Here is a 25,998-nt window from a genome sequence, read left to right as displayed (position 1 = left end):
TGTTACAGGAAAGGAACGGAACAAATGAAAAAATGCATGGAATTTATAAAAAGAGAAACCATATTATGCATTGCCATTTTGCTTGCGGTAATTTCCTCCTGTTTTGTGTTGCCCGATAAAAAATACATCTCTTATATTGATGTCCGTACTATGGCAATTTTATTCTGTTTAATGGTAGTTGTAGCAGGGTTTCAAAAAATAGGTGTATTTCGAATGATAGCGAGAAACCTGTTGCAAAAGGTTACAGGCGGATGTCAGTTGATTGTGATATTGGTGTTTTTATGCTTCTTTTTTAGTATGTTGATTACCAATGATGTGGCTTTGATTACGTTTGTTCCACTGGGAATTCAGGTGCTTGGGATGATGGGAGAGGAAAAGAAGCAAAAATTGTTGATTCCTGTGGTAGTGTTGCAGACCATTGCTGCAAATCTGGGAAGTATGTTGACACCGATAGGAAATCCACAGAATCTATACCTATATGCAAGGGCAAATATGGGTGGGATGGAATTTATATGCTTGATGTTTCCATATTCATTGGTTTCTCTGGTGGTATTGTTGATTTGGTGCATTGCAACCGGAAGAAAAAGTGGAAAAGGGAGTGTGCAGATTGATGCAGAAGAAATATATCTGGACAAAAAAGAACTTGTAGGATGGAGCGTATTATTTTGTTTATGCATCCTTGCTGTTGCGGGTGTTGTGCATTATTCGGTTACTTTTATTGTGGTGGTCGTGGGCGTTTTTGCCATAGACCGGAAGATTTTTTGTAAGGTAGATTATGCATTGTTGGGGACCTTTGCAGGATTTTTCATTTTCATAGGAAATGTGGGAAGAATGGAAGAGTTTTGCAGAGTGTTGGAAACTGTGATTGATGGTAATGAGGTGATAACAGCGGCTGTGGCAAGTCAGGTAATCAGTAACGTTCCGGCAGCACTCCTGTTGTCCGGATTTACGGAGGATATAAAAAGTCTTGTGATTGGTACAAATCTTGGTGGACTTGGAACACTGATTGCATCCATGGCAAGTTTGATTTCTTTTCGGTATATTGGAGCAGAGGATAAGGATAAAAGATTTTCTTATCTGAAGTATTTTACGGTAGCAAATGTGTTCTTTTTTGCTGTGTTATTCGCATTTTATAAAAGCGGTATTGTGTGATATAATAGGTGCAAGGTATTTTGCTGAAATAAAGGCATATATAATATAGGAGGGAACAAGATGGTTTCAGTACTAGCTGGGTTGTTTATTAAAAATAAGGAGGATGTGAAGAATCCGCAGGTGCGGCAAAAGTATGGAATGCTTTGCAGTGTGGTAGGGATTTTGCTGAATGTACTTTTGTTTACAGGAAAGTTCCTGGCAGGAACCATAAGTAAATCGATTTCCATTACGGCAGATGCATTTAATAATTTATCAGATGCAGGTTCCTCTGTGATTACCTTAATTGGATTTCGTATGTCCGGAGCAGAGCCGGATGTAGATCATCCTTTTGGGCATGGAAGAATAGAATATGTTTCAGGGTTAATTGTTTCAGGGGCGATTCTTATCATGGCATTTGAGTTGATAAAATCTTCTGTGGAAAAGATTATTCATCCGGAACCGGTAGAGTTTAGTATGGTGGCGGTAGGAATTCTAATTGTTTCTATTTGCGTAAAGTTGTACATGGCGTATTACAATCATAGCATTGGAAAGAAAATAGAATCGACAGCCATGGGCGCAACTGCAACAGACAGTTTGAGTGATAGTTGCGCAACTACAGTGGTTTTGATTGCGACGATTGTTGGAAAGTTAACAGGACTTCAGATTGATGGATACTGTGGTGTGTTGGTAGGAATTTTTATTTTTTATGCGGGAATCAGTGCGGCGAGAGATACCTTGAATCCGCTGTTGGGACAGCCGCCGGAAGAAGCATTTGTGGAGCAAATAGAAGAACTTGTACTGAAACATTCAGAAGTAAGTGGGATTCATGACCTGGTTGTGCATGATTACGGTCCGGGACGTATGATGATATCTCTTCATGCAGAGGTTCCGGCGGACGGAGATATATTAAAACTTCATGATGTGATAGATAATATAGAACATGAACTGCGCAATCAATTAAAGTGTGAAGCAGTGATACATATGGACCCGGTAGTGACAGGAGATGAACAGGTCAATAAATTAAAAGTACAGATGCAGGACCTTTTAAAGGAAATTGATGAAAAAATTTCTATGCATGACTTTCGGGTGGTTATGGGACCGTCCCATGCAAATCTTGTTTTTGATATTGTAGTTCCCTTTGGATACAAGATGAAGGATGAGGAACTAACAGAACTGATTCAAACGAAAACAAAGGAAAAGATAGGAAAGAATCATTTTACAGTAATAGAGGTGGATAAGGCTTATTGCAAGGAAAAATAAGGAAAAAGTGTCTATTTTTTAGAAAATAAAGTTGATTCTTTCGTGGAATTTACTAGTTTTTCGAAAATATACTTGAAAAAGGAAATTAGTTGGTGTATATTCGATTATGATAATAGGGCACATACATAATAGCTTATATCATAGTACATGAGAGAGAGAGAAAAGATGAGTGAAAAGAAAGTTATTGTATCTAATGTAGCGAAAGAGTATAGCAATCCGATTGCAGAACTGGTGCAGGTCGCTTGTCAGTTTGACAGTGACATTTGTTTGGAGAGTGGGGATGCCAGAATTAATGCAAAGAGTATTATGGGAATTATGGCATTTAATCCATCAAAAGGAATGTCTGTGAACATTGTAGCAAACGGAACCGATGAGCAGGAAGCATTGAATGCAATGGAGCGATTCTTAGCTTGCCAGTAATTATTTATTTTGGGAGGGAATAACATGCAAAAGAGTGGTAGTAAAGCAGCGACAGCAAAAACAGTAACAGCAAAGACAGCAGTTCCTGTAAAGCAGGAAACGGTTGCAAAACCGGTGGAGAAGACGGTGGAAGCAAAGCAGGAGACACTTGTATTTGATACAGTGGCACCTGTAGAGAAGAAAGAGACAGAGAAGAAGACAGCAGAAAAGAAAACAGCAGCGAAAAAGGCAACTGGAAAGAAGCCTGCTAAAAAGCCAGCTGCAAAAGAGGTAGAAAAGATAGAAGAAATATATGTACAGTTTTCCGGTCAGGAACTTTTTACAAAGGAAGTACTGGAAAGAGCAAAACAGGCATATATTGCAGAAGGACACAGAGAATCTTCTATCAAATCAATTCGTTTATATATTAAGCCAGAAGAACATATGGCATATTACGTAATCAACGAGAAGATTGCTGGAGGAGTTCCAGTATAATATATTTGAATAGTAAAAAGGTTCCGCTTGCGGCGAATTCTGCAGGCGGACTTCTTTTTTTATAGAAAAGTTTTTGGTATGGAAAGGAAATGTAATGTATAAATTACTGATTGTAGAAGATGATGCAGTAATTGCAAAATCAATTCAGAATCATATGGAAAGTTGGGGATATGAAGCTGTTTGTATTGTAGATTTCGAAAATGTAAAAAAGACATTTGTAGAGGAGCAGCCTCATTTGGTATTGATGGATATTTCACTGCCTTTTTATAATGGATTTCATTGGTGCGATGAAATAAGAAAAATATCAAAGGTTCCGGTAATTTTTCTTTCCTCAGCGTCTGATAATATGAATATTGTTATGGCCATGAATATGGGGGGAGATGATTTTATCGCGAAGCCTTTTGATTTAAATGTGCTTCAGGCAAAGGTTCAGGCAATGTTACGCCGTACTTATGATTTTGCCGGAGAAAGTAATCTGATGGAGCATAGGGGAATGGTATTTGATTGTGGAAATGGAATTATAACCTATGAGGGAAATAGGATTGAACTTACTAAAAATGAGATGCGTATCTTACAAGAGTTATTGGAGCAAAAAGGGAAAATTGTCACTAGAGACCGTTTGATGGAACGGCTGTGGGAATCTGACAGTTTCATTGATGATAATACGCTTACTGTAAATGTAGCAAGACTTCGTAAGAAGTTAGAAGAAGTAGGGATAAAAGATGTCATAAAGACCAGAAAGGGAATTGGTTATGTGGTGGATTAAGTCTTATATTCGGCGTCATAGACTTGGGATAGCCTTGTTCGTTCTTTTTGGATTTATATTTGCATTTATATTTTTTCTTTATCATCTACCCGTAGAGGCAGTGGGATACGCCTTTGGATTGTGCCTGGTAGTGGGAAGTATAACAGTATTTATTGATGCACTAGCTTATCGAAATAAGGTGTGCAACCTCAAAGAGCAGCAGGAAGCAGTTCGGAATGGAACAGAAGAGTTGCCGCAAGCAAAAGACAGTGTGGAAGAGGCTTATCAGGAACTGTTGTATCAGGCCCAAGAGGAGAGAAGAGAACAGACAGCCCAACTTATGCGGGAGAAGACGGATATTACAGATTATTTTACATTGTGGGCACATCAGATTAAGACACCGATTGCAGCAATGCGTTTGTTGCTTCAACAGGATACTGAGGAGATAGAACAGTTTTATGAGCGACGCAAGGAATGTGAAGGTGAACTGTTTAAAATTGAGCAATATGTGGAAATGGTATTGCAGTATTTACGATTAAATAGTAGTGTAAATGACTTTGTATTGCAGGAGTATTCGTTGGATGATATTATACGTCAGGCAATCCATAAGTATGCGCCTATGTTTATTCGGAAAAAACTTGCACTTCATTACAATGCAGTGGATGTGAAGGTAGTAACTGATGAAAAATGGTTAGTGTTCGTTGTGGAACAGATTCTTTCGAATGCCATTAAATATACGGCAGAAGGTGGCATTTCTATTTATATGGAAGACGGTATGCTTGTAATTAAAGATACCGGAATTGGAATTCTGGCGGAAGATTTGCCTAGAGTCTTCGAAAAGGGATATACCGGATATAATGGAAGAAGTGATAAGAAGGCAAGTGGAATTGGATTGTATTTGTGTAAGCAGATATTGCAGAAGTTGGGACATAAAGTGTATGTAGAATCAGAGCCGGGAAAAGGAACACAAGTGAAACTGGTGTTTTGATAAGAACCTTACGAAAATGTAAGAAATGAACTGGAAATGTAAGCCAGAATTAAGGCAACGCATTTCCTTTTTTTGTATACTATCCTTAGAACAAGAAAGCAAGGAGGACATTATGGCAATCTTAGAAGTAAATAATGTAAAAAAAGTATATACCACACGATTTGGTGGAAATCAGGTGCAGGCACTGTCCGATGTTACCTTTTCCGTGGAAGAAGGAGAGTATGTAGCAATTATGGGAGAATCCGGTTCCGGTAAAACTACATTGCTGAATATTCTGGCGGCGTTGGATAAGGCGACGGCCGGACAGGTGTTATTAGGAGGAAAGAATTTATCACAGATTCGAGAGAAGGAACTATCTGCATTTCGTAGAAAGAATCTGGGATTTGTATTTCAGGATTTTAACTTATTAGATACCTTTAGTTTGCAGGACAATATTTTTCTTCCGTTGGTACTGGCAGGAAAACATTTTGATGAGATGAATGAGCGTTTGCAGCCGATTGCGGAAAAATTGGGAATTAGAGAAATCTTAAATAAATATCCTTATGAAGTATCCGGTGGACAGAAACAGCGTGCAGCAGTGGCAAGAGCGTTGATTACAGCACCACAGTTGATTCTTGCAGATGAACCTACAGGAGCGTTGGATTCTAAGGCGGCAGAGGGACTTCTCAAGATGTTTAAGAATATCAATGAAAGTGGTCAGACGATACTCATGGTAACACATTCTGTTAAGGCAGCGAGTTGTGCCAAACGAGTGCTGTTCATTAAAGATGGTCAGGTATTCCATCAGTTATACAAAGGTTCCTGTACAGACGAAGAAATGTACCAGAAAATATCAGATACCCTTACAGTAATTACGACAGGTGGTGGCAGAAATGAGTAGATTTTTTTATGCAAAGCTGGCATCGGAGAACCTGAAGAAGAATAAAAGCCTTTATTTACCTTATATTATTACGGCAATAGGTATGAGTGCGATGTATTACATTATGCTGGCAATTACCTGGGATAAAGGAATTGAAAATATGTTCGGTGGAGCGGAACTCCGCATGATGTTGACATTGGGCTGTGTTGTAATTGCAATTTTTGCATGTATTTTTCTGTTCTATACTAACAGCTTTTTAATGAAGCGTCGAAAGAAAGAATTTGGACTTTTTAATATATTAGGAATGGAAAAGCGTCATATAGGAAAAATGATGTTTTGGGAAACGTTGATAGTAGGAGTCATTAGTATTCTTGGGGGACTTGCAGCAGGCATCATTTTAAATAAAGTGGTAATATTGATTTTGTTGCGCATTACACATTTAGAGGTTCCTTTTGGCTTTTCTATTTATGGCAAAGGTCTTGTGAATATGGCTGTGTTATTTGCGGCTATCTATGTGGTAACTTTATTATATAATCTGCATCAGGTGCAGAAAGCAAAACCGGTAGAATTACTGCAGAGCAGTAGTCAGGGAGAAGCAGAGCCAAAGACACGTTGGATTATGACGGTTGTAGGCGTAATAACATTAGTGGCAGGATATGTGATTGCAATTGTGACAAAAGACCCAATAGGGGCAATTTTCCTGTTTTTTGTAGCGGTTATCTTAGTAATGATTGGAACCTACTGTCTGTTTACGGCAGGGAGCATTGCAGTATTAAAAATGCTTCGGAAAAATAAAAAATACTATTATCAGACTGCACATTTTACATCTGTTTCCGGTATGATTTATCGTATGAAACAAAACGCAGTAGGGCTTGCCAATATATGTATTCTAAGTACTGCGGTATTAGTGATGGTTTCAGGTACGGTGTCATTGTATGCAGGAATGAATGATGTAATGAAAAAAAGATATCCACGAGAAATTTCCGTGGTGGGAAAAGATTTATCAGAAGATAATAAAAATGACTTGATTCAGATGGTAAAAGAGACCGCACAAGAGCAAGGGATACAGATTCAAGACTTGTCAGACTTTGAGAGTGTTGATGTCACAGTCATAAAAGACGGGCAGAACTTTGTAATGGGTGGATCGGATGAAATTGTACAGGGGACACCAAGCGCGATGTACGTTATTACAATGGACGAATATGAAAAAATTGGTGGGACTTCGGTAGAACTGGAAGATGATGAGATTTTAGCATATGTATATCAGGGAGATAAAGATGATCAGAATTATGTAATTCAGGGAAAGAACTTTCGAGTAAAAAAGCATCTGGAAGAATTTCCGGAAGTTTTGACATCAGAAGCTATGGTTACCGTATATGACAGCTATTATATTGTAGTAAAGGATTCATCGGTAATGGATGAAATCAGTTTGATGCAGAAACAGGCATATGGTGAAGATGCTGGTAGAAGAGAATATCAAGTATTGTTTGATGTATCAGGCGATGAAATGATAGAGAAAGCATATGTGCAGGCATTAAGGGAGAAAGTAGCTACTTATGGCGAGAGTACATTAAGAGATGGAACTTCAGCATGGATAATACAGCCGGAATCTAAGGCGGAAGGCATAGAACAATATTATGTATTCTTTGGTGGATTCCTGTTTTTGGGAATTTTTCTGGGATTTGTATTCCTGATGGCCACTGTATTGATTATCTATTATAAGCAGATTTCAGAAGGTTATGAAGATAAAGGACGTTATGAAATTATGCGAAAGGTGGGAATGAGTCATCATGAAGTAAAGGCATCTATCCGAAGCCAGATATTGAAGGTGTTTTTCCTGCCGTTAGTAACTGCTTGTATTCATCTTACAGCAGCATTTCCGTTAGTGAATCGATTGCTTGCGTTATTTGGTCTGACAAATACAGAAACATTTGCTATTTGCACGGCGGTTACGGTAGTAGTATTTGCAGTTATTTATGGTCTGGTATATTGGATGACTGCAAGAACTTATTATAGAATTGTAGAGTAAAAATCATTTAATTCATAAAGAAAGAGCTGATATCAAAATGCGATATCAGCTCTTTTGAACACTGGAAAAAACAATATTATACTTCTTCGCCAGCTTTATACTTTTTAACAAGAGATTCGATTCTGTCATATGGATCCAATAAATCACTAATGGAGGTATCGTGATTTAAAGTATCAATGATGTAAGCAATGTATTTACTCATATCGCAGTTGATATAGTAAGGTTTGCTCAATAACTCTGGTGTCTGGTAGGTCAGGTTGGTAGTTACAACTTTATAAATAATTCCTTCTTCAACAGCTTTGTCAAATTTCTCCAGACCGTTAGTAAATAATCCGAAAGTAGATACTACGAAGATACGGTTTGCTTTTCTTTTCTTTAACTCTGTTGCAACGTCAATCATACTGTCTCCGGAAGAAATCATATCGTCAATAATTAAAACGTCTTTTCCTTCTACGGAAGAACCAAGGAATTCGTGAGCTACGATTGGGTTACGTCCGTCTACGATTTTGCTGTAGTCACGACGTTTGTAGAACATACCCATATCCAGACCAAGTACGTTGGCAAGGTAGATAGCACGATTAGTTCCACCTTCATCCGGGCTGATAATCATCATATGGTCACTGTCAATCTGTAAGTCCTTTACTTCGCGTAAGATACCTTTGATGAACTGATAAGCAGGCTGCACAGTTTCAAATCCCTTTAATGGAATTGCATTCTGTACACGAGGGTCATGAGCATCGAAGGTAATAATATTGTCTACGCCCATATTGGTCAGTTCCTGCAATGCAAGGGCACAGTCCATGGATTCTCTTCCGGTACGTCTGTGCTGACGGCTTTCGTAAAGGAAAGGCATGATAACAGTAATTCTTCTGGCTTTTCCACCAGCTGCTGCGATAATACGTTTGATGTCTGCATAGTGGTCATCTGGAGACATGTGGTTTTCATGTCCACAAACAGAATAGGTCAGACTATAATTTGTTACATCTACCATGATGAATAAGTCGTATCCACGAACAGAAGATTTAATCATTCCTTTTGCTTCACCGGTTCCGAAACGTGGGGTAGAAGTTTCCAACAAATAAGTATCTCTCTGATATCCGCGGAAAGCAATATCATTTTCATGCTTGTGCTTACGTTCTGTACGGAAGTTGATGAGGTACTTGTCTACCTTTTCTCCTAATTCCTTACAACTATCCATGGCGATAAGACCAAGGGTTCCATTAGGAATGGTTTCATAATTTTTTTCATTACGCTGCATTGCAATATCCTCCATAAAAATGTGTATTTAAAGTTTTTAATGTACATATTTTGCGCCAAACCTCAAAAATTATAGCATTACTTATTCGGAATGGCAAGTCTATCTTTTTAGTTTCTTTTGAATTCTTATGTCATATCCAAAGAGTTGTATCATTTTATAGTTGCTGGCGATGCGAGAAAAAATTCGTTCGGAATAAGTCTCTGCCAGCTGGTTTAACCCAAGGTTCGTTGAGATGATGGTAGAATGTTGTCTCAAAATTCGTTCATTCAAGCATAGAAAAAGTTGCGAATTTGTAAATGAATTGGACAATTCAGCCCCCAAATCATCAATAATAAGTAAATCACAGTCAAAAATGTTTTGATATTTTTCCGAATCTACAGGGTCTTTTGAAAATGTATTAGATTCCAATATTTCAAGAAGTTCAAAACAAGTAAGGTAAATTACCGAATAGCCTTGGTCCAGTAATTCCTTGGCGATACAATTGGATAAAAAAGTTTTTCCGGTACCTGTATCACCGCAAAGAAGTATATTTTGAAAAGGCATATTGTCTGCATTAAAGTGTTCAATAAAGTCTTTGCAATTCTTGACGGCCTGTTGGGCAGTGGCAAGACTGGTTAATCCGGTGGAAGGATTTACTTCTGTTTCGGAATAATATTCATAAGAGAAATTTTGGAAATTTTCCTTTTTTAAAATTCGTTTTATATTGGATTGGGTATATACGAAGTCAATTTCTGCCTGTTTGAAGCAATGGCATTTTTCCCTTCCGATATACCCGGTGTCTTTACAATCAGGGCAGGTATAAGGTGGGGAAAAGTAGTCTTCCGGATACCCATGTGAACGCATAAGTTCAACTTTTTCTGCTGTCAACTTTTGAATCTGTGTCTTTAACTCTTCGGAAGCGGAAGAATCGTTATCAAGTAGTTTCTTCGCCTGTTCAACAGAAATGGAAGCAATAGTATCGTCAATTTCACGGACGCGGGGAATTTCATTATAAACATATTGAATTCGTTCCGATACAATATGCTGGTTTTTTAACTGTCGGGCATCATATTTCCGAAAAATAGCATTGTATTGCGTGTTATTAAGAGACATGAAATCCTCCTTAATTCTGACTGTTTAAAAGTTGGTTCTGTAACTGGTCATAATCATAAGTTCTCTGGTGGAAATTATTAAACTTATTTGGAGAACTGGATTTTTGAACTTTAGCTGCATTCCGTTCCTTCTGACGTTGTGTATCAATCTTTATAATGTCGGTAAGCTGACAGACCTTCTGGTCATGCCAACTGGTGAGAATCTTATCTGCGTATTCAAAATTAGGCTGATGAGTAGCTAAAATCGTACGTTTGCAAGCTTCTGAAATAATGTCCAATCCATAACCAAGTTCCTGTGTCCATTTGTTCACGAAGTCCATTTCAATGGAAACAAGATTTCGGTTCTGAATACCGAAGGCTTTTGCCACAGCATAGTGAATCTTGCTGTAAGAAGAAGCAGCGTTACGTGCGTCTTCTACCGTTTTAACGTTGGAATCGTTCCAGCTTAAAGCAATTGTATTCATGTAGCGCAGACTCTTGTGTCCTTTTGAGATTGCATGCTCAATCAGGAAAATAATTACATCTGCAGAGAAATGAAGCTCGTCATACCAAAACAGCAGAATCTGAACGTCAGATTGTGTTAATGGATGTCCAAGATAACTCTCTGTTACGAAAAACAGTTCCTGTACATCTTCTTTTTCTTGGAAACGAAGCATATCATCTGCTGAATACTGCGGCATGGAAGGGGTTTTTGGAACTTCGGGAACCTGCGAAGATATAGGTTCCTGTGGAGCTTCCATATGGAGCGTTGGTGTGACTTCGTTTTCTGTGGTCTGCGGAAAAGCAGGTTGTGGCATATGGTATGAGTTAGAAGAATCAGTAAAATAAATACTGGAAATATTTTTGTTCTCGTCATATTCCAATCTTAATAGGTTCATCTTCTCCCAATACTTTAAGGCCCTTTTTACGTCCTTTTCCGTATGTTCAAACTTGTCCGCAGTTTTAGAAATAGAAAAACTGCAGTCAGGAGAATTCATGCAACGAAGCAGATATAAGTATATCTTTACAAACTCGCCGTTAGCAGAGGTCATATATTCATCAATAAAACGATTAGGAACATTTGTTGTGGAGTTCCCATTTTCTTTATGTAAAGTTATGTTAGACATGGTGATTCCTTCCTTTAAAACATCTTCATGTGAAATTGAGTATAGCACATAAAATAAAAAAAGAGAAGTGGAAATTTTCGTGAAAACCTAGTAAAATCAAGGGATTCAGAGAATGTGGAAAGTGTGGAAAATGTGGATAAAAAAGAAAAAATAATTATGGTAAACAAGTAAAGGGAACGTAAAATGCAGTAGAAAAAGGGAAAAACGAAGAAAAAACAGAAGTAAGGTTATGTAAACTAAAAATCCACATTCCAACGGGAAAGTTTTCCCCAATGAAATGTGGATAATGTGGATAACTAATGTCCTAAAAGGTGTTCGCCCACTTGGACAATGTCTCCGGCGCCCATAGTTATCAACAAGTCGCCGTTTATACATTTTTTTAATAAAAAGTTTTCAATCTCGTCAAAAGATGGGAAATAATAGCTTTCACATCCAAGCGCTTGAAGCTCTTTTAAAAGGTCTTCCGAAGAGATGCCGAGCGTATTCTTTTCGCGAGCAGCATAAATATCTGCCAGAACGACAATGTCTGCATGGGAAAGAGAAGCAGCAAAATCCTTTAAGAATGCTTTGGTACGAGTGTAGGTATGGGGCTGGAATACACAGACAACCCTTTCGTGAGGATAATTCTGCGCAGCCTTTAAAGTAGCAGCAATTTCGGTAGGATGATGTGCATAATCGTCGATAATGGTAATGCCGCCAAGTGATCCTTTTTGTTCAAAGCGTCTTGCAGTTCCGCCAAAGTCTGCAAGAGCAGCCTTGATATGTTCAAAGGAGAACTTCATTTCTAATGCAAGTGCACTGGCAGCAACTGCGTTTGACACATTGTGTAGGCCGGGAACACTTAAAGTAATGGTTCCTAAGGAATCAGAACCATGCATTAATGTAAATTCACCGCAACCCTGTGTGTTAAATGTGATGTTGTCTGCATAATATGAATCAGAAGCATCAAGACCATAGGTGATAATCTGACAGGGGAGTCCCTGTGTAATTTCTTGGTAGTTGTCAATTTGGCCGTTGATAATAACGGTGCCGTCAGCCGGAACATTTTCGGCAAATTTATGAAAGGAGCTACGAATATCTGACAAATCCTTGAAGAAATCAAGATGGTCTTCTTCTATATTTAATATGACAGCATACTTCGGATAAAAATTTAAAAAACTGTTTGTATATTCACAGGCTTCGGTTAAGAAAACCGATGAGTTACCTACGCGGATATTTCCGTCAATAGATTTTAAGATTCCCCCCACGGACACGGTTGGATCTGCACAAGCATGTAACAGAATATGGGTAATCATGGAAGTGGTGGTGGTTTTTCCATGTGTTCCTGCTACTGCAATGGAATTTTTGTAGTTGTCCATAATTTGTCCAAGAAGTTCTGCACGGGTAAGGGTAGGAATACCTTTTTCCACAGCAGCTTTTAACTCTGCATTGTCCGGATGGATAGCAGCTGTGTAAACAACAAGATCTGTGTTGTCGGTGATATTAGAAGCACGTTGTCCATAACAGATGGAAGCTCCTAGTGCTGTTAACTTATCGGTAAGTTCTGATTCTTTGGAATCGGAACCGGATATTTGAAAATTTTCCTTTAATAATATCTCGGCAAGACCACTCATACTGATACCGCCAATGCCGATAAAATGAATGTGAATCGGTTTTTTAAAATCAATTTTATACATAGCGTTTTACCTGTCCAATCTAAAATTCTTATGATTATTCCCATTTTATAACAATCAGATAGAATTTGCAAATTGAAATACACAAAAATAGGAAGAAATGAATTGACATACTGTCCAATAAAAAAATAAAAAATTGTATAAAATGACAAAAAAGCAAAAAAATCGACAAAAAATATGTGAAATATGTATACGAAATGATTACTTTATGTTATAATTTTAATGCAGGCAAGCTGAATTTATTGACGAGAGGTGAGGGACATGATAAAGAAAGAAATGATAGCCATGCTTTTAGCAGGCGGACAGGGAAGCCGGCTTGGAGTATTAACTTCCAATGTAGCAAAACCAGCAGTGTCTTTTGGGGGGAAATACCGCATCATTGATTTTCCTTTAAGTAACTGCATTAACTCCGGGATTGATACCGTGGGGGTTCTGACACAGTATCAACCGTTAAGGTTAAACAGTCATATTGGGATAGGAATTCCGTGGGACTTGGACCGAAACAACGGCGGAGTAACTGTATTGCCACCGTATGAAAGAAGTGGCAACAGTGAATGGTATTCGGGCACAGCGAATGCAATTTATCAGAACATAAACTATATCGATAGTTATGATCCGGAATATGTGTTGATTCTTTCAGGAGATCACATTTATAAAATGGATTATGAGGTTATGCTGGATTTTCATAAGGAAAATAAAGCAGATGTAACCATCGCCACAATACCGGTTCCGTGGGAAGAAGCCAGTCGTTTTGGGGTTGTGATTACAGATGAGGATAAGAAGATTCAGGAGTTTGAAGAAAAACCGGAGAATCCAAGAAGTAATTTGGCATCTATGGGGATTTACATTTTCAATTGGAGTGTATTGAAGGAAGCCTTGATTACTATGTCGGATCAGAGTAATTGTGATTTTGGAAAACATATCATACCATATTGCCATGAAAAAGGTCAGCGTTTGTTTGCGTATGAGTACAATGGATATTGGAAGGATGTAGGAACGCTTGGTTCTTATTGGGAGGCCAATATGGAATTGATTGATCTCATACCGGAGTTCAATCTGTACGAGGAATACTGGCGGATATACACCAAAGGAGACGTGATTGAACCACAGTACATTGCGCAGGATGCGGTAACAGAGCGGTGTATTATTGGAGATGGTTGTGAGATTTATGGCAAGGTATATGGATCTGTGATAGGTCCGGGTGTTAAAATTGGGGCAGGTTGTGTGGTACATGATTCTATCATTATGAGAGATTCGGTGATAGGTGAAAATACTATTATTAATAAATCCATTATTGCAGAAAGTTGTGAGATTGGAAAAAATGTAGAATTGGGAATTGGAGAAGAAGTTGAGAACAAATTAAAGAAAAGTGTATATTCCTTCGGATTAGTGGCGGTAGGTGAGAAGTCGGTGATACCACCTGGGGTAAAGGTTGGAAAGAATACAGCTATTTTTGGCGAGACAGAAAAAGAGGATTATCCAAACGGAATATTAGAAGGCGGAGAATCCATTATTAAGGCAGGTGACGGAAGATGAAAGCATTAGGGATTATTTTAGCAGGAGGAAACAGCAGCAAGATGCAGCAACTGACCAACAAGCGTGCCATAGCGGCGATGCCGGTTGCAGGAAGCTTTCGAAGCATTGATTTTACACTTAGCAATATGAGCAATTCACATATTCAGAAGGTAGCAGTATTGACACAGTATAATGCCAGAAGTTTGAATGAACATTTGAGTTCTTCAAAATGGTGGGATTTTGGTAGAAAACAAGGTGGATTGTATGTATTCAACCCTACGGTTACTTCAGATAACAGTTGGTGGTATCGAGGAACGGCAGATGCCATGTATCGTAATATCGATTTTTTGAAAAGAAGTCATGAACCGTATGTAATCATCGCGGATGCAGATTGTGTTTACAAGCTGGATTATAATGAACTTTTGGAATATCACATTTCAAAGAAGGCAGATATTACGGTGGTTTGCAAGGAAATGCCAAAGGAAGAAGACGTTAGCCGCTTCGGGGTGGTGCGGATGAACGAAGATTCCAGAATTATAGAGTTTGAAGAAAAACCGATGGTAGCACAATCCAATACGATATCAGCAGGAATTTACGTGTTAAGGAGAAGACAGCTGATTGAAATGTTGGAGCGTTGTGCACAGGAAAATCGTTTTAATTTTGTAACAGATATTTTAATCCGCTATAAGAATATGAAACGTATTTATGGTTACAAATTAGATTCCTATTGGAGCAACATTGCAACAGTAGAGTCTTATTACAAAACAAATATGGATTTTCTAAGACCGGAAGTGCGTGCTTATTTCCGAGAAGAGCCAAGGATTTATTCTAAGATAGAGGATCTTCCACCGGCAAAATATAATGTGGGGTCAGAAGTACGTAACAGTTTGATAGCTAGTGGTTGTATTATCAATAGCAAAGTGGAAAATTCCATTTTATTTAAGAAGGTATTTGTGGGTAAAAATTGCGTGATTAAAAATTCCATCATTTTAAATGATGTGTATATAGGAGATAACACACATATTGAGAATTGTATTGTAGAGAGCCGTGATACCTTGCGGGCCAATACATATTTCAGTGGTGGTGATGGAATTAAAGTAGTATGTGAAAATAATGACAGGTATGTACTCTAGGGTGGTTTAGGGTGGAACCAACAATGTAGCAAAGACATATAGAAAGGGGCAGCAATTATGCAAATTACGGACGTGAGAATTAGAAAAGTAGAAAAAGAAGGTAAAATGAGAGCAGTTGTTTCAATTACACTCGATGAGGAATTTGTTGTTCATGACATCAAGGTAATTGAAGGAGAGAAGGGATTGTTTATTGCAATGCCAAGCCGTAAGGCAGCGGATGGGGAATACCGTGACATTGCACATCCAATTAATTCACAGACAAGAGAACGGATTCAGCGGATTATTCTGGAGAAATATCAGGCTGAAATTGCCGCAGGAGAAGCAGAATAGGGTTTTGAGAAGGATTTTTAGTATTTAAGAAGGTATTAAGTACTATGAGGGTTTATCAGGCAGTGGTCGATAGTGTTATCGACCACTGTTTTTAGGTATAATTTCTCATTGACAATATATGTAAAAAACATTACAATAAATTTCAGATTTAGAGGGATAAGTAAGGATAAGGGGGAATTAGGGGATTTATAATCATAGCTTGTCATTCGATAAGCTGCTAATTCAGTAAAATATCCGAAACGAAGAAAATTGAATAAAACTAATCTGCGAAAAGTGGTGCTATATAAATTTAATGAACTCTCGGAATCCTGAGTGTTCATGCCGGCGGAAACCCGGCATTGTACTTTGAAAAGTAAATATTATATGTGGAACGAAAAAATCGCACGAGAAATAAACATAGCTTTCACTATGTTTCAAAAAGTGGTATTATAGACAATAGGATTATGCTGCATTCAAAATCAACTTTCTGAGGGTAGATTCAAATGGCAAATCCCATGCATCCAGATGTTGTAGCATCAGGATGTGATAGAGTCGGCAGTACCACATCTTTGTTGAGCGGTGTCTGCCGTCTTCTAATTTAAAGTCTAATTTCTCACGTTTATTTGAACGTTCCGCAGATGTTCTTGCGTTATACTCCAGCTTCCATTCATTGCTGCTTCTTGGTGGATTATTAAATAATCTTGGGTTATCATTCATTACCAAATGAACGGTACGCCCATATTTGGCATCAGAGCACGGATTATCGCAGGTGCAGGAAATACAACCATTTTTCCTGCTGATTTTTGGACACTTGAATTTCATTCTGCCTTTTGAAATTTCAATACCATCACGGCGCATACGAAAACCACATGGACAGATTGGTACACCATCCTTATCAATGGTAAAGTCGTTTTTATAGACAGGTGGTCTGCCACCTTTGCCGTTAAGATCGATAAAAGGCGTGATATTTTCACGCTGAAAGTATTGATAATAAGGCATGGCATCATGGGCAGAATCTAATAGTACCTTTGAGATTTTATAGTCTGGCAGGAATGATTTCATTCTGAAAAAAGCATGTAAAAATCCATGTGAATCATGCTTGGAGGCACAGGAATAGTGAGGAAATACAGGCAAGTCGCTTTCAGCGTCGACAAGCATGTATAAGTCATACCCATGATAAAAACAATCACGAGATGAATCCCATCCGATATCGCAGTCGGGCTGGGAAAAGTAACGGTCACATTTGCAGACACGATGCTTACGTTCTCTGTGTGAAGTGACAACAGGAGTTCCATCTCCGGCAAGTGCTAAAGCATTTTTATGAATAAGTCCTTTATCGACAGAACTATCAAGGAATTCTTTTTTATAGATTTTAAACAGAGAAGCATAAGGCTGATCATCCAGATGAAACTCCGTGTTTTCTAACTCGGGAAGGAGTTCAGCAACGGTAACTTTTTCTACAGAATCCGCTTTTGTTCCTTTAGATTTAGGTTTTTTAACCTTTGTCTTAAGGGGATGGATATGAGAAGACATATGACTATCATCGGAGTCCCACAGACAACGGTTAATGAAATCATAAAAAGTTCCAACACCAGGAGTGTTGCTTACTTCAAATCCGCTAAGAATGGCATAAAGAGGATTGATTTTAAGCTGAGCAGCCCATTCTGTTAAGGAAGTAACTTTAAAATCGATGGATAAAAGATAGGAACGCTGCATGCAGGATGGAGTTCTTGGAGCAGGTCCGAATTTGGAATATTTATCAGCCAGAATAACATCGGTTTCAGATAAATCAAGGTTCCAGAAACGTTCAATGATATCCCAAGTTGAACGAGCAAGAACATCAGGGTTAGGATAATATTTACGAAGATTAGTAACAACAAAGTTTTGGTAGTCAGTATGACTGCCACAGTTAACAGGTAACATAAAAATCGCCTCCATATCGAAAAATGATTGCCGCCGCAAACGACGGTTCTTATTAATCAATAGGCGCGAAGCGCCGCATTTTTTGATGCGATTGTCAAGTGTTTTTGACAAAAAAGTGGGGGATTTTATAAAAAAAGGAATCTGAAAGCCTTATATTTACTGGCTTAAAGATTCCGAGAGATTATTATAATAATCTCTCGGAATTCTGAGTGATTATATCCAGCACAGCTGGTAAAGAACATTGAAAAGTGAATATTATCCGAAATGAATAAAAATAAGCATGAGAAACAGACATAACTGTCGCTATGTCTTAAAAAAGGTGTATAATAATCATAGGATTATGCCACTTCTAAAATCAACTTTTGTAGGGTGGATTCATAGGGCAAATCCCATGCATCAAGATGTTGCAGCATCATGATGTTATAGAGGCGGCAGTACCACATCTTACTAGAGCGGTGTCTGCCGTTTTCTAATAGAAAATCATATTTCTCACGTTTATTGGAACGTTCTGCAGAAGTTCTTGCATTAAATTCCGTTTTCCATTCGTCACTGTCACGCGGCGGTATGTTGATTAATCGTGGATTGTCCTTTGTGGCAAGGTGAACTGTTCTTCCATACCTGGAATCAGAGCAGGGATGCTCGCATGAGCAGCCGTATTTTCTGCTTGCGAGAGGACAGCGGTATTTTATTCTGTTTTTAGCAGGTTCTGAACCATCATGATTCATTCGACGACCTTCTTTGCATACAGGAACACCATCCTTGCCAATGGTAAAGTCATTTTTATATTTGACTTTAATGCCCCGTTTTTCATTCAGGTCAATAAAAGGAGTAATACCTTTTCGTTTACAGTATTTATAAACAGGCATGGCATCATGTGCGGAATCAAGAAGCAGCTTGGATATTTTAAATTCAGGTAAAAAGCTTTTCATTCTGAAAAAGGTATGCAGAAAGCCGTGGGAATCATGTCTTGAGGCAGGATTCAGCAAAGGGAAAACAGGAAGGTCGCTTTCTGAATCAGAAGCAGTCAGCATATATAAATCGTATCCATGATAAAAACAGGAACGGGATGAATCCCATCCGATGTCACAATCAGGTTGGGAAAAGTAGCGGTCACAGGAACAGTCATTGATACCTTTAGAGGCACAATCACAAACACGATGCTTTCGTTCTCTTGCAGAAGTAACAAAAGGAGTACCATCGCCGGCGAGAGCCAGTGCATTGGGATTAATAAGCCCTTTAGAAACAGACTGTTGTAGGAATTCCTGATTATAAAGGTCAAACAGAGAGCCATAAGGCTGTTCAGAAATGGAGAAAGAAGTGTCTTCCAGTTTCTGTAAGAGCTGCTCAACAGATACCTTTTCAACAGATTTAGCTTTAGCACCTTTTGTAGAAGGCTTTTTAACAGTGGCCTTAATGGGATGTATATGAGGAGTCATGTTGTCTTCATCAGAATCCCAAAGACGATTAAGGAAATCATAAAAAGTACCAACTCCGGGAGTGTTACCGAATTCAAAACCGCTGAGAATGGCAAAAAGTGGATTGATTTTTAGTTGTGCAGCCCACTCAGTGAGGGAAGTAACTTTAAAATCCAAAGACAGCAGGTAGGAACGGTGCATGCAGGAAGGAGTCCTTGGTTTAGGTCCAAAGACAGAGTATCTGCTTTTTAGTCTTTTATCCGTGTAGGAAAGATCGAGATTCCAAAAACGATCAATGATATCCCACGTAGAGCGGGCAATGGAATCAGGGTTAGGATAATATTTACGTAAATTTTTGACAACAAAGTTTTGGTAGTCGGAATGACTGCCACAGTTAACAGGTAACAAATAAAATCGCCTCCAATCGAAAAATATGTCTTATAAATAAGGGCGCGAAGCGCCGCATTTTTCGATGGATTTGTCAAGTGTTTTTGATAAAAAAGTGGGGGATTTTAATAAAAAAGGAATCTAAAAGCCTTATATTTACTGGCTTAAAGATTCCGAGAGATTATTATATGGAAAAGGAGGAACAAAATCGTGTAGCAGTGAAGGCGATTGAGCAACATTATACAATAGGTGTTTCCTATGTAAAGTCTAAGTGTCAGGAGGCGCAGAGCCAGTATGAATATTGGGCAGGAGAAGTGGAACGGGAAGACCGTGAAATGAAAGTTTATGAGGAACAATATTACGATGAGTTAGAGCGCCAAAGACGGCAGGAAGAAGCGCGCAGAAGGGAACGGGAGAATCTTAGACAAAATCATGGCGGAGGAAGTGTAAGGTAGAATGGGAAATTTTAAGTTATCGGGAGAAGATATGAATCGCTTGTTGGCAGATTTGCAAGGGGTAAAGGAGAGGATGAAGTCTTCTTACAGCCGGGTAGAGCAACTGGCGGAACGTATTGAGACGCAGGAAGAATGGAAAGGGAAGGAACGAGATACCTTTCTGGTTTATTTGAAATTGATGCAGGAATACCACAAGTGTTTTACAGACAAATGTGGAAAAAAACGAGAGAATCCGTTAAAAGAGGCAGAGGATGCTCTCAAGGAGTTGGAAACCAATGTAGATAACTTTTATGCAGATTTTCCGGAATATCGAAATATAGAAAAGATTTAGCAGGAGGGAAAGTATGGCAGACGAGATTAAAATAGGGGAAGAGGTTCTTGATTATATTGCAGAACTTGGAAACATAGGAGCAGAGCTTCAGGAAGCATATACATATGCGGTGAGGTGTGTTACGAATCTTTCGGAGGGAGGCTATCAGGGAATGGCAGAGGAAGAAGTAAAATTATTTTTTAATTCCCTTGAAAGTCACTTGCAAAGAATGATATTCTTATATCAGGCGGCAGCTTCCTATATATCTAATGCATACCGGACCATGTACTATAATGAAGAACAATTGGTGGATTGGATCATTGGACAGATAGGAGGGGAGCAGAACGCATGAATACAGAAGTGAAGAAGGTCAGTGATTCATGGGAAGCGAAATGTAATTCTACGGTAGAGTGGATGAGCTGTGGAGAGCGTTTGCTGGAGATTGACGGTATCCTGCAGGAGTGCGATGCAATCCTTCAGGAAGTTGGACTGGGAACCGGATTTATATCAAAGAGAACAGAACTGGAAGGACTGTTGGAGGATAAAAGAGTGTTATGGGAGTATGTCCCAATGCTCCCGGATTTCGTGAATTATTATTTGGATGAACCGTTATATAAGGCGTTCAATCAGCATGCTACGGAAACCATCAGCCGGATTAAACTGGAGGATTTTTGGGTTGATGCCGGAGAAAATAATCAGATAGGAATTACAGAAAGTTACTATGACCCTTATTTGGGAGAGTATAAGGGAAGCGAGAACAAGACAAGATTCACGTTTGTTGATTTTCTGGGAACCAATACAGAAACAGCACATTTACCAAATAGCTCCGGATGGATTGTTTCCACCAGTGGATGCGTGGAGGACTTTGCACGGATATTTGAAGGACAGTATGAGGCCATGAATGCGGCAGAGATGTTCAAGGAAACTGAGATAACAAGTTATGAAGAGTATCTGGAACACTTTGCGCATCAGGGAGAGTTCAACCATACCATGGATAAGCCTTTTCTGAGCTTCGTTTCGTCCGTACTGGATATCACAATTATTAAACCCATTATCGAGGCATGCACCGGAGAAGATTTGATTACCGGAGAAGACTTAAGTGATTTAGAACGAGGTCTTAAGGTAGTATTTGCAATCGTGGACTTGGTGACCTTAGGTGGAGCGGTGGCTGCAACTAAGTGTTCGGAAATGGAATTGAAGAAAGCATTGCAGGTATTGGGAAAAACCGTAGCGATAGAATTTGCGGGAAATACAGCGGCATGTGGGGTTAGTGCGATAGGAGAGGCCTTTGACTGGCCGATACCGATTACGATAATGCTTAGTCTTGCAGCTGGAATAGCGGTAAGCTGCAAGGGGAATAAGTTGTTGTTTGAGGGAGAGGGATTTAGCAGGGAAGTATTGCTGGATGATACTGAGGTGAAGCAGATAGGGGAGATGTTTGAGAGTGGATTAAATTCTTACGAGGTGGTTGGTAATACTAAAGATTTCTATAGAAAGAATCCATCAGATCCAATAAGAGATGTTTTGGGCTCAGGACTTGAGTCTAATCCTAATTAATGGGATAAATTAATTAATGAAATGGAGAAAAACGGGGTGGAAATAGTGTATAGAGATGGTACAATGGCATATTCACCGGGATTAGTTCCAGGAACACCAGGGCAATTGATAATAGATAAAAATGCATCAATGAGTGCTCTAATACATGAATATCAACATTATTTAGACGATGTAACTAGTGGATTACCAGGAATGCGACAATTGTACGAACAAAATCCTAGAATTATAAAAGAATTACGTGCATATATGAAAGAAATTAAAATTGCAGATGAATTAGGGTTAAAAGATGTGTCAGCACAACTATGGGAAAATTATCGACAAGAACGAGAATATATACTTAATTTATTTAAGGAGTGATAAAAGAATGAGTAATAATAAAATAATAAAAAAAATCCAAGAAGGAGCATATGTTGAGGAACAACTTCAAGAATTTTTAGAAATAAATAATGTCTTTGTACTAAGTAATGCAATGAAAGAAATTGTTAAGCATCAATATAAAACAGATGCTATAATAAATAGATTAATAGAGATAAGTAAATATAGAGGGGATTTACATATTTTAGTAGGAGTATATACAATTGGACATTTAGCTATTGCAACATTATTAAAGTTAGGTTTTGAAAAGGAAGAGTTAGAGTGTTATAGAAGTCTTGATGAGTATGAAAAAAATATTGTTTTGAAATTAGAGGAAGGATATGATTATGTAATATAAAAGACACATTAGTATACTACAGAACCGACGATATTTCTTATAATATTATGGTCGTAGCTCAAGGACAAAATGGTATGACTAGAATCAAAACCATTATCGAGGCATGCACTGGGTAGAACCGTAGCGATAGAATTTGCGGGAAATACAGCGGCATGTGGAGTCAGTGCGATAGGAGAGGTCTTTGACTGGCCGATACCGATTACGATAATGCTTAGTCTTGCAGCGGGAATAGCGGTAAGCTGCAAGGGGAATAAGTTGTTGTTTGAGGGAGAGGGATTTAGCAGGGAAGTATTGCTAGATGATGCAGAGGTGAAGAAGATAGGGGAGATGTTTGAGGGGGGGAGTTCACCTGTGAATAATAAAGAAATTACAGGTATGGACTGGTATGATTACTTTAGAAAAACATACGGAAAAGAAAATGTATGTTGGGAAAACTGTAATCCATCAGAAGTTGTAACTGCTTGGCAAGGAAGTTATCCTTATGTTGGTGTAGATACTTATAGAAATACTATATTACATGACGGAGATATTATTTGGATGGGCGAGCCATTCCCTACAGGATATTCTACAACTAAAGAAGCAATTGCAGATTTAGGTAATGATGCACAAAAAAATTTTGGTGGATTGCAAGTGAAACCGTACTATGAAGAAGGTAAAGGCATGCTATACGCAGAGTATAGGAATAGTTTAACACCTTATAAAGTACATGGAGAAGTGAATGTAGCAGAGGGAGTGGCTCTCAATAATCCCCAATTTGGACCAGGAGGACTTGCACAATGATTTGACCCCAATTTTGATTATAATTATGCAAATGGTTTTTTTAGAAAGATTGGAAGGTCAAGCAATAGAGTTAACAAACATAAAAGTATCCCTTGAAGATTATTTTAATATGATGGATGAAATCAAGTAAGAGAGATTAAAAATGAAGAATGGAAAATTGAAATTAGGGAAATATGCTATCGAACCGACGACAAGCATTGATATGCTTCAAAGTGATGAATTTAATGTGATAAAAACAAAAAATGGGATAGTGTACATATCAAAAAAGCCATTGGAGTTATGTGGTTCGATTTTTTGGACAACTATTTATTTTGACGAAATAAATATAAAAAAAGTTGAATTGAGTAATGCTGATGAAAAGTATAAAATGAATTATCAGACAATGGATAGTACTATTTTGGAAGATTTAAGAAAAGCAAATGATGATTTTTTGCTAAAGAATTTGGGACCATCAGATAAAGAAAATTTATCTGGTCGAGAATATGAGTATCAATGGGGAAAAATAATGTCGTATTTTGATATTAAATCTGCAAAGGCAGGGATTGTTATTTGCTATTTTTAGGTAGGTAATATGTGATGTATAGAATGTCATTCTTGAGAGGTGAGAAAACGAAAATTACAGGTAGCATGAATTATGTTAAGTTTGATTTGGAAAATGGTTATGTTGTAAAAGCGGAAGGAGAAATGCTTGTAGGAAGAAAGTTTGTAGCATATACAGACACTATGAAAACATGGGAGCCACCGCATGAAAATGAGAAAATAAGTAAAGAAAAAATAGAAAGAATCATCCGAGAAGTGCAGAAAAGTATGAATGGAAATACGGTTCAGATTATTTTTGAATAGAACCCGTTATGTTTCTATATAATAACATTTATTAGGGTTATACTTTCGGACTCCCAACAACCTAAAAATTCTTGTACGTTTATTAATTAACCATCATGGCTGTTGCGAAGCAATTAAGAATTCATGATGTTAATTAATAGACGCTAGCGAATTTTTCCGAGTTGGGTATACTAACGAACATTGAAAAATGAATATGCTGATGTAACGCACTCTTAGTAATATAACGTTGCGAAAGAGTGCATTTTTCTATATGAATAATAAAAAAATATATGTGTAGCATCATATAAAATGTTTTCAAAAAGCGGCATTTTAGATACAAAAAACGTTCAAAAAAGCGGTGATTCTTATGTTATAATGGTATCATAATTTAAGACACTTCCTGAGACAAATCTTAATGAATTTGATATACTCTTATTATCAATCAGAAAGAAGGAAAAATTATGTCTCGTACAAGAAGAAATTTTACAGCTCAGTTCAAAGCAAAACTCGTATTGGAAGTGCTTAAAGGTGAAAAAGATATAAATACAATAGCTACCGAAAATGATATTCAGCCAAACTTACTCCGTAACTGGAAGAAAGAATTTCTGGACAATGCTTCTGTTGTTTTTGATGACAAAAGAGAAGAAAATATCAAGGAAAAGCTTGCATCAGAGCGTAAGGAAAAAGCTGAATATGCAAAAAAGGTCGGTCAACTCACCATGCAGGTGGATTGGCTCAAAAAAAAATCTGAAGAATTGCTTGGACCTGACTACGAGAGTAAATTTAGTAAAAAACCATTCGAAGAATAAGGAAAGCAATCTTCCGGTTTCTGTTGTTGCGATGCTTGCCAGCATTAACAGGACAAGTATTTATTACAAAGGAACGCCTATTTCTGATGAAGAATTTGAATGTAAACGAATCATAGATCGGCTTCACACGGATAATCCAACATGGGGTGCCAGACAGATATCTTCCCAGCTTAAACAACATGGATATAAAGTTGGCAGACGCAAAGCACGTAGATACATGGATGAAATGGGTATTAACCCAGTATATCCAAAGCCAAATCTTTCAAAACGCTTGAAACAGGCACAGGTTGTTCCATATTTACTTAGAAATGCCATCATAGACCGCCCTAACCAGGCATGGTCAATTGACATTACATATATTCCAATGAAGCATGGTTTCTTGTATTTAACAGCCATTATAGATTGGCATAGCCGTTGTATCGTAGGCTGGGAACTGGATGACACTTTGGATACACGTGCCTGCATAGAAGCATGTGAAAAAGCATTTAAAGTTGCAAAACCAGAAATCCTTAACTCAGATCAAGGATGCCAATTTACCAGTCAAAAATACAAGGATTTTCTTAAAACAAACAAAATCAAGCAAAGCATGGATGGAAAAAGCCGTTGGGCTGATAACATCATGATTGAACGCTGGTTCCGTACATTCAAGTACGAAGAAGCATATCTTACCGAATGGAAAAATATCAAAGAAGCACGTCAGGCTATCGCTGCTTATATTCATAAGTACAACTTTGAGCGTTGCCATTCTGCAATCGGTAATGTTCCTCCAGCATCTGTATACTATCCGGCTATGCTATATGACGCTGCTAAGAATGCTGCTTAATTGGAGACTGTCAC

At 38.1% G+C, this 25,998-nt stretch carries 28 protein-coding genes; 22 read left to right on the top strand and 6 right to left on the bottom strand.

Translation table 11 applies throughout. The features are described 5' to 3' along the window. The first annotated feature begins 24 nt into the window (after positions 1–24). From BIV20_RS14150 to BIV20_RS14115, 8 genes are all read left to right on the top strand, one after another. A complete protein-coding gene (locus tag BIV20_RS14150; RefSeq protein ID WP_075721971.1) occupies positions 25–1,152 on the top strand; it encodes an SLC13 family permease in 1,128 nt (375 codons plus the stop codon). A gap of 60 nt (positions 1,153–1,212) precedes the next feature. Next, complete coding sequence (locus BIV20_RS14145; RefSeq protein ID WP_075721972.1) at positions 1,213–2,391, top strand: cation diffusion facilitator family transporter; 1,179 nt, start codon at positions 1,213–1,215, stop codon at positions 2,389–2,391. Positions 2,392–2,556: 165 nt separating this feature from the next. Beyond that, positions 2,557–2,811, top strand: a complete 255-nt coding sequence (locus BIV20_RS14140) for an HPr family phosphocarrier protein (protein ID WP_075721973.1) — start codon at positions 2,557–2,559, stop codon at positions 2,809–2,811. Between the two features lie 24 nt (positions 2,812–2,835). After that, positions 2,836–3,285 (top strand): DUF6465 family protein, encoded by a 450-nt coding sequence (locus tag BIV20_RS14135; protein WP_075721974.1) that lies wholly within the window; start codon positions 2,836–2,838, stop codon positions 3,283–3,285. 94 nt (positions 3,286–3,379) lie between these two features. Further along, entirely contained in the window at positions 3,380–4,051 is a 672-nt protein-coding gene (locus BIV20_RS14130; RefSeq protein WP_075721975.1) for a response regulator transcription factor, read from the top strand. Further along, positions 4,038–5,018 (top strand): sensor histidine kinase, encoded by a 981-nt coding sequence (locus BIV20_RS14125; RefSeq protein WP_075721976.1) that lies wholly within the window; start codon positions 4,038–4,040, stop codon positions 5,016–5,018. Before BIV20_RS14130 ends, BIV20_RS14125 begins: the two co-directional genes overlap by 14 nt. A 112-nt stretch (positions 5,019–5,130) precedes the next feature. Next, on the top strand, positions 5,131–5,898 hold the full coding sequence (locus BIV20_RS14120; protein WP_075721977.1) for an ABC transporter ATP-binding protein: 768 nt from the start codon (positions 5,131–5,133) through the stop codon (positions 5,896–5,898). Then, the gene (locus BIV20_RS14115; protein ID WP_075721978.1) at positions 5,891–7,906 is read left to right on the top strand and encodes an ABC transporter permease; all 2,016 of its coding nucleotides are present in this window, start codon (positions 5,891–5,893) and stop codon (positions 7,904–7,906) included. Before BIV20_RS14120 ends, BIV20_RS14115 begins: the two co-directional genes overlap by 8 nt. 76 nt (positions 7,907–7,982) lie before the next feature. Here BIV20_RS14115 and BIV20_RS14110 read toward each other — a convergent pair whose 3' ends face one another. From BIV20_RS14110 to murC, 4 genes are all read right to left on the bottom strand, one after another. After that, entirely contained in the window at positions 7,983–9,164 is a 1,182-nt protein-coding gene (locus BIV20_RS14110) for a ribose-phosphate pyrophosphokinase (protein WP_075721979.1), read from the bottom strand. Positions 9,165–9,263: 99 nt separating this feature from the next. Continuing rightward, positions 9,264–10,256, bottom strand: coding sequence for an ATP-binding protein (locus BIV20_RS14105; RefSeq protein WP_075721980.1), 993 nt, complete (start codon positions 10,254–10,256; stop codon positions 9,264–9,266). Positions 10,257–10,266: 10 nt separating this feature from the next. Then, on the bottom strand, positions 10,267–11,361 hold the full coding sequence (locus tag BIV20_RS14100; RefSeq protein ID WP_075721981.1) for a DnaD domain protein: 1,095 nt from the start codon (positions 11,359–11,361) through the stop codon (positions 10,267–10,269). 296 nt (positions 11,362–11,657) lie between these two features. Next, positions 11,658–13,037: a UDP-N-acetylmuramate--L-alanine ligase gene (murC, locus tag BIV20_RS14095; RefSeq protein WP_075721982.1), complete on the bottom strand. Its 1,380-nt coding sequence runs from the start codon at positions 13,035–13,037 to the stop codon at positions 11,658–11,660. Between the two features lie 258 nt (positions 13,038–13,295). On the opposite strand from murC, the gene BIV20_RS14090 reads away from it, so the two are divergent. Genes BIV20_RS14090 through spoVG form a run of 3 tightly spaced genes read left to right on the top strand, consistent with a single transcriptional unit; the run spans position 13,296 to position 16,012 of the window. Further along, positions 13,296–14,570, top strand: coding sequence for a glucose-1-phosphate adenylyltransferase (locus BIV20_RS14090; protein ID WP_075721983.1), 1,275 nt, complete (start codon positions 13,296–13,298; stop codon positions 14,568–14,570). Then, positions 14,567–15,682: a glucose-1-phosphate adenylyltransferase subunit GlgD gene (gene glgD, locus BIV20_RS14085; protein WP_075721984.1), complete on the top strand. Its 1,116-nt coding sequence runs from the start codon at positions 14,567–14,569 to the stop codon at positions 15,680–15,682. Before BIV20_RS14090 ends, glgD begins: the two co-directional genes overlap by 4 nt. Positions 15,683–15,739: 57 nt before the next feature. Beyond that, positions 15,740–16,012 (top strand): septation regulator SpoVG, encoded by a 273-nt coding sequence (gene spoVG, locus BIV20_RS14080; RefSeq protein ID WP_075721985.1) that lies wholly within the window; start codon positions 15,740–15,742, stop codon positions 16,010–16,012. Between the two features lie 441 nt (positions 16,013–16,453). Here spoVG and BIV20_RS14075 read toward each other — a convergent pair whose 3' ends face one another. Continuing rightward, on the bottom strand, positions 16,454–17,914 hold the full coding sequence (locus BIV20_RS14075) for a hypothetical protein (protein WP_075721986.1): 1,461 nt from the start codon (positions 17,912–17,914) through the stop codon (positions 16,454–16,456). Positions 17,915–18,252: 338 nt separating this feature from the next. After that, positions 18,253–19,737 (bottom strand): hypothetical protein, encoded by a 1,485-nt coding sequence (locus tag BIV20_RS14070; protein ID WP_075721987.1) that lies wholly within the window; start codon positions 19,735–19,737, stop codon positions 18,253–18,255. A 167-nt stretch (positions 19,738–19,904) separates the two neighbouring features. On the opposite strand from BIV20_RS14070, the gene BIV20_RS14065 reads away from it, so the two are divergent. The 11 genes from BIV20_RS14065 (at position 19,905) to BIV20_RS14015 (ending at position 25,984) form a co-directional block, all read left to right on the top strand. Beyond that, complete coding sequence (locus tag BIV20_RS14065; RefSeq protein ID WP_143524584.1) at positions 19,905–20,171, top strand: hypothetical protein; 267 nt, start codon at positions 19,905–19,907, stop codon at positions 20,169–20,171. 1 nt (position 20,172) lies between these two features. Next, entirely contained in the window at positions 20,173–20,502 is a 330-nt protein-coding gene (locus tag BIV20_RS14060) for a hypothetical protein (protein ID WP_075721989.1), read from the top strand. A 13-nt stretch (positions 20,503–20,515) separates the two neighbouring features. Then, positions 20,516–20,833, top strand: coding sequence for a hypothetical protein (locus BIV20_RS14055; RefSeq protein ID WP_075721990.1), 318 nt, complete (start codon positions 20,516–20,518; stop codon positions 20,831–20,833). Continuing rightward, on the top strand, positions 20,830–22,038 hold the full coding sequence (locus tag BIV20_RS14050; RefSeq protein WP_075721991.1) for a pre-toxin TG domain-containing protein: 1,209 nt from the start codon (positions 20,830–20,832) through the stop codon (positions 22,036–22,038). Before BIV20_RS14055 ends, BIV20_RS14050 begins: the two co-directional genes overlap by 4 nt. Before the next feature lie 36 nt (positions 22,039–22,074). Next, positions 22,075–22,395 (top strand): hypothetical protein, encoded by a 321-nt coding sequence (locus BIV20_RS14045; RefSeq protein ID WP_075721992.1) that lies wholly within the window; start codon positions 22,075–22,077, stop codon positions 22,393–22,395. A 7-nt stretch (positions 22,396–22,402) separates the two neighbouring features. After that, positions 22,403–22,750, top strand: a complete 348-nt coding sequence (locus BIV20_RS14040) for a hypothetical protein (protein WP_083655318.1) — start codon at positions 22,403–22,405, stop codon at positions 22,748–22,750. Between the two features lie 291 nt (positions 22,751–23,041). Continuing rightward, entirely contained in the window at positions 23,042–23,530 is a 489-nt protein-coding gene (locus BIV20_RS14035; RefSeq protein ID WP_143524585.1) for a hypothetical protein, read from the top strand. Between the two features lie 142 nt (positions 23,531–23,672). Further along, positions 23,673–24,092, top strand: coding sequence for a hypothetical protein (locus tag BIV20_RS14030; protein WP_075721994.1), 420 nt, complete (start codon positions 23,673–23,675; stop codon positions 24,090–24,092). A gap of 65 nt (positions 24,093–24,157) precedes the next feature. Further along, positions 24,158–24,373, top strand: a complete 216-nt coding sequence (locus tag BIV20_RS14025) for an Imm74 family immunity protein (RefSeq protein ID WP_242939887.1) — start codon at positions 24,158–24,160, stop codon at positions 24,371–24,373. Between the two features lie 440 nt (positions 24,374–24,813). After that, positions 24,814–25,161 carry a transposase gene (locus BIV20_RS14020; RefSeq protein WP_075721299.1) on the top strand — a complete coding sequence of 116 codons (348 nt, stop codon included), beginning with the start codon at positions 24,814–24,816 and terminating at the stop codon, positions 25,159–25,161. After that, a complete protein-coding gene (locus tag BIV20_RS14015) occupies positions 25,112–25,984 on the top strand; it encodes an IS3 family transposase (RefSeq protein WP_075721300.1) in 873 nt (290 codons plus the stop codon). Before BIV20_RS14020 ends, BIV20_RS14015 begins: the two co-directional genes overlap by 50 nt. Positions 25,985–25,998: the final 14 nt, after the last annotated feature.

Origin of the sequence: Roseburia sp. 499, assembly GCF_001940225.2 — a bacterium.
In the GTDB taxonomy this organism is placed as follows: Bacteria; Bacillota; Clostridia; order Lachnospirales; family Lachnospiraceae; genus Petralouisia.
The sequence above is the reverse complement of the archived record's forward strand: the minus strand, read 5'-3'. Positions and strand labels throughout refer to the sequence as shown.

What these genes read in the sequence shown, in the direction of transcription:
- BIV20_RS14150 (WP_075721971.1), top strand. Translation starts at nt 25, where the DNA reads ATGAAAAAATGCATGGAATTTATAAAAAGAGAAACCATATTATGCATT.
- BIV20_RS14145 (WP_075721972.1), top strand. Translation starts at nt 1,213, where the DNA reads ATGGTTTCAGTACTAGCTGGGTTGTTTATTAAAAATAAGGAGGATGTG.
- BIV20_RS14140 (WP_075721973.1), top strand. Translation starts at nt 2,557, where the DNA reads ATGAGTGAAAAGAAAGTTATTGTATCTAATGTAGCGAAAGAGTATAGC.
- BIV20_RS14135 (WP_075721974.1), top strand. Translation starts at nt 2,836, where the DNA reads ATGCAAAAGAGTGGTAGTAAAGCAGCGACAGCAAAAACAGTAACAGCA.
- BIV20_RS14130 (WP_075721975.1), top strand. Translation starts at nt 3,380, where the DNA reads ATGTATAAATTACTGATTGTAGAAGATGATGCAGTAATTGCAAAATCA.
- BIV20_RS14125 (WP_075721976.1), top strand. Translation starts at nt 4,038, where the DNA reads ATGTGGTGGATTAAGTCTTATATTCGGCGTCATAGACTTGGGATAGCC.
- BIV20_RS14120 (WP_075721977.1), top strand. Translation starts at nt 5,131, where the DNA reads ATGGCAATCTTAGAAGTAAATAATGTAAAAAAAGTATATACCACACGA.
- BIV20_RS14115 (WP_075721978.1), top strand. Translation starts at nt 5,891, where the DNA reads ATGAGTAGATTTTTTTATGCAAAGCTGGCATCGGAGAACCTGAAGAAG.
- BIV20_RS14110 (WP_075721979.1), bottom strand. Translation starts at nt 9,164, where the DNA reads ATGCAGCGTAATGAAAAAAATTATGAAACCATTCCTAATGGAACCCTT.
- BIV20_RS14105 (WP_075721980.1), bottom strand. Translation starts at nt 10,256, where the DNA reads ATGTCTCTTAATAACACGCAATACAATGCTATTTTTCGGAAATATGAT.
- BIV20_RS14100 (WP_075721981.1), bottom strand. Translation starts at nt 11,361, where the DNA reads ATGTCTAACATAACTTTACATAAAGAAAATGGGAACTCCACAACAAAT.
- murC (WP_075721982.1), bottom strand. Translation starts at nt 13,037, where the DNA reads ATGTATAAAATTGATTTTAAAAAACCGATTCACATTCATTTTATCGGC.
- BIV20_RS14090 (WP_075721983.1), top strand. Translation starts at nt 13,296, where the DNA reads ATGATAAAGAAAGAAATGATAGCCATGCTTTTAGCAGGCGGACAGGGA.
- glgD (WP_075721984.1), top strand. Translation starts at nt 14,567, where the DNA reads ATGAAAGCATTAGGGATTATTTTAGCAGGAGGAAACAGCAGCAAGATG.
- spoVG (WP_075721985.1), top strand. Translation starts at nt 15,740, where the DNA reads ATGCAAATTACGGACGTGAGAATTAGAAAAGTAGAAAAAGAAGGTAAA.
- BIV20_RS14075 (WP_075721986.1), bottom strand. Translation starts at nt 17,914, where the DNA reads ATGTTACCTGTTAACTGTGGCAGTCATACTGACTACCAAAACTTTGTT.
- BIV20_RS14065 (WP_143524584.1), top strand. Translation starts at nt 19,905, where the DNA reads ATGGAAAAGGAGGAACAAAATCGTGTAGCAGTGAAGGCGATTGAGCAA.
- BIV20_RS14060 (WP_075721989.1), top strand. Translation starts at nt 20,173, where the DNA reads ATGGGAAATTTTAAGTTATCGGGAGAAGATATGAATCGCTTGTTGGCA.
- BIV20_RS14055 (WP_075721990.1), top strand. Translation starts at nt 20,516, where the DNA reads ATGGCAGACGAGATTAAAATAGGGGAAGAGGTTCTTGATTATATTGCA.
- BIV20_RS14050 (WP_075721991.1), top strand. Translation starts at nt 20,830, where the DNA reads ATGAATACAGAAGTGAAGAAGGTCAGTGATTCATGGGAAGCGAAATGT.
- BIV20_RS14040 (WP_083655318.1), top strand. Translation starts at nt 22,403, where the DNA reads ATGAGTAATAATAAAATAATAAAAAAAATCCAAGAAGGAGCATATGTT.
- BIV20_RS14030 (WP_075721994.1), top strand. Translation starts at nt 23,673, where the DNA reads ATGAAGAATGGAAAATTGAAATTAGGGAAATATGCTATCGAACCGACG.
- BIV20_RS14025 (WP_242939887.1), top strand. Translation starts at nt 24,158, where the DNA reads ATGAATTATGTTAAGTTTGATTTGGAAAATGGTTATGTTGTAAAAGCG.
- BIV20_RS14020 (WP_075721299.1), top strand. Translation starts at nt 24,814, where the DNA reads ATGTCTCGTACAAGAAGAAATTTTACAGCTCAGTTCAAAGCAAAACTC.